The sequence below is a fragment of the Hymenobacter segetis genome (assembly GCF_054776495.1).
This window is the reverse complement of the sequence record NZ_BAAHBV010000007.1, coordinates 1,536-4,683: the sequence shown is the minus strand read 5'-3', so window position 1 is coordinate 4,683 and position 3,148 is coordinate 1,536. Positions and strand designations below refer to the sequence as shown.

The 3,148-nt window shown below is 54.3% G+C and carries 2 rRNA genes; both read right to left on the bottom strand.

Annotation, left to right across the window (positions count from 1 at the left end):
- Positions 1-4: 4 nt before the first annotated feature.
- Positions 5-116: ribosomal RNA gene (gene rrf / locus ACYU70_RS22395) — 5S ribosomal RNA — on the bottom strand.
- 100 nt (positions 117-216) lie between these two features.
- Positions 217-3,136, bottom strand: a 23S ribosomal RNA gene (locus tag ACYU70_RS22390).
- Positions 3,137-3,148 lie beyond the last annotated feature (12 nt).

The window sequence follows — 3,148 nt, the reverse complement described above, 5'->3', positions numbered from 1 at the left end:
AAAAGGTTGGCGGCGACCGACTCTCCCACCGGTGAAGGCAGTACCATAGGCGCACCGGGGCTTAACGGCTCTGTTCGGAATGGGAAGAGGTGAACACCCGGGCTAAAGCCACCATTGCTGGCGGGTCAGTTCGTGTTCGTGAACTAACTCAATAACTCGACATAAGGGGACAAAAACGAAACGTATGGTGCGTGCTTGACGCTGTCCTTTCGGACTTAACAGAAGCCCTCGGCCACTTAGTACGGCTCAGCTATTCCATTTCTGGTTTTTCACCTGCCGCCTATCCACGTCGTCATCTCCGACGGGCCTTCAATTGGGAAATCTCATCTCCAGGTGAGTTTCGCACTTAGATGCTTTCAGCGCTTATCTCGTCCCAGCGTAGCTACCCGGCGCTGCACCTGGCGGTACAACCGGCGCACCAGCGGCTGGTCCATCCCGGTCCTCTCGTACTAAGGACAGGTCCTGTCAAATTTCCAACGCCCACCACAGATAGGGACCGAACTGTCTCACGACGTTCTGAACCCAGCTCGCGTGCCACTTTAATCGGCGAACAGCCGAACCCTTGGGACCTTCTCCAGCCCCAGGACGTGACGAGCCGACATCGAGGTGCCAAACCTCCCCGTCGATATGAGCTCTTGGGGGAGATCAGCCTGTTATCCCCGGCGTACCTTTTATCCTTTGAGCGATGGCCCTTCCATGCGGAACCACCGGATCACTATATCCGTCTTTCGACCCTGCTCGGCTAGTCGGCCTCACAGTCAAGCCCGCTTCTGCTATTGCGCTCTGCGTCCGGTTACCAAGCGGACTGAGCGGACCTTTGAAAGCCTCCGATACTCTTTTGGAGGCGACCACCCCAGTCAAACTACCCAGCAGCCACTGTCTCCCGGGATTCCGGGATTAGGCATCAGGCACAGTAAGGGCGGTATTTCAACGTCGGCTCCCCGAGAACTAGCGTCCCCGGCTCAGCGCCTCCCGCCTATGCTACACATACTGAACCCAACACCAATGGCAACCTATAGTAAAGGTGCACGGGGTCTTTCCGTCCCGTGGCGGGTACTCGGCATCTTCACCGAGACTACAATTTCACCGAGCTCACGGCTGAGACAGCGCCCAGATCGTTACACCATTCGTGCAGGTCGGAACTTACCCGACAAGGAATTTCGCTACCTTAGGACCGTTATAGTTACGGCCGCCGTTTACCGGGGCTTCGATTCAAACCTTCGCCTTGCGACTAAGTTCCCCTCTTAACCTTCCGGCACCGGGCAGGTGTCAGACCTTATACGTCCGCTTGCGCGTTAGCAAAGTCATGTGTTTTTGTTAAACAGTCGCCTGGGCCTTTTCACTGCGGCTTCTCGTCTTGCAACGAGGAAGCGACCCTTCTCCCGAAGTTACAGGTCCATTTTGCCGAGTTCCTTGGCCGTGATTCACTCGAGCGCCTCAGGATACTCTCCTTGACTACCTGTGTCGGTTTGCGGTACGGGTAATATTGACATTAAAACGCTTAGCAGGTTTTCTTGGCAGTCGGATTAGGCACACTATCCGCGTGTCCCGAAGGACGTACGGTACTATCAGCTTTCGGCTAGGTCCGCGTACTTAACTACGGTCCCACTACCTACGGCCTTCAACGGGCACTTCCGTCCGCCCGCGGTGCTTTCACTTCTGCGTCACTGCATCACTTGTCAACATTAGTACAGGAATATTAACCTGCTGTCCATCGAGTTCACCTTTCGGCTACCCCTTAGGTCCCGACTAACCCAATTCCGATTAGCGTTGAATTGGAAACCTTAGTCTATCGGCGTGGGGGTTTCGCACCCCCATTATCGTTACTCATGCCTACATATGCTTTTCTCCACGCTCCACCATGCCTGACGACACGGCTTCACCGCAAGGAGAATGCTCCCCTACCACTTAGCTGTTTTTCAAGCTAAATCCAAAGCTTCGGTACTAGATTTGATGCCCGCGTATTATCGATGCCCGGTCGCTCGACCAGTGAGCTGTTACGCACTCTTTAAAGGAATGGCTGCTTCCAAGCCAACCTCCTGGCTGTCAAAGCAACTGGACCTCCTTTGTTCAACTTAATCTAGATTTAGGGACCTTAGCTGTTGGTCTGGGTTCTTTCCCTCTCGGCCGGGGACCTTAGCACCCCAGGCCTCACTGCCGTGTATAGCCATTGGCATTCGGAGTTCATCAGGATTCGGTAGGCTCTGACACCCCCTAGTCCTATTGGTAGCTCTACCTCCAATGACCTCAACCACGACGCTGTACCTCAATACATTTCGGGGAGTACGAGCTATTTCTCAGTTTGATTGGCCTTTCACCCCTACCCTCAAGTCATCCAAATCCTTTTCAACGGAAACTGGTTCGGTCCTCCAGTGCCTGTTACGGCACCTTCAACCTGCTCAAGGGTAGCTCACAAAGTTTCGCGTCTACCCCCCCCGACTGCGCGCCCTATTCAGACTCGCTTTCGCTGCGGCTCCGCGCCTTAAAGCGCTTAACCTTGCCGGGGAGGAGTAACTCGTAGGCTCATTATGCAAAAGGCACGCTATCAGCCCACTAAAGGCCTCTAACTGCTTGTAAGCACACGGTTTCAGGTTCTTTTCACTCCGGTATTCCCGGTTCTTTTCACCTTTCCCTCACGGTACTAGTTCACTATCGGTGTCTCAGGAGTATGTAGCCTTAGCGGATGGTGCCGCTCGATTCAGACGGGGTTTCTCCGGCCCCGCCCTACTCAGGATCCCACTACCGTAAATCAGAATTGTCGCTTACCGGGCTCTCACCGTCTATGGCCTGCTTTCCCAAGCAGTTCAGCTAACTCGATTTAATCAGATGTCGTGGTCCTACAACCCCGGACTGGCCGTAACCAACCCGGTTTGGGCTCCTCCCCGTTCGCTCGCCACTACTTGGGGAATCATTGTTATTTTCTTTTCCTGCAGGTACTTAGATGTTTCAGTTCCCTGCGTTTGCCACTGCTCGTCAAGCGAGTCAGCTCACACATCTTCCATGTGCGGGGTTGCCCCATTCGGAAATCTGAGGATTAACGGGTATGTGCCCCTCCCCCCAGCTTATCGCAGCTTATCGCGTCCTTCGTCGCCTCTGAGACCCTAGGCATCCCCCGTGTGCTCTTTGTTACTTCTTGTTTCGTAACCTG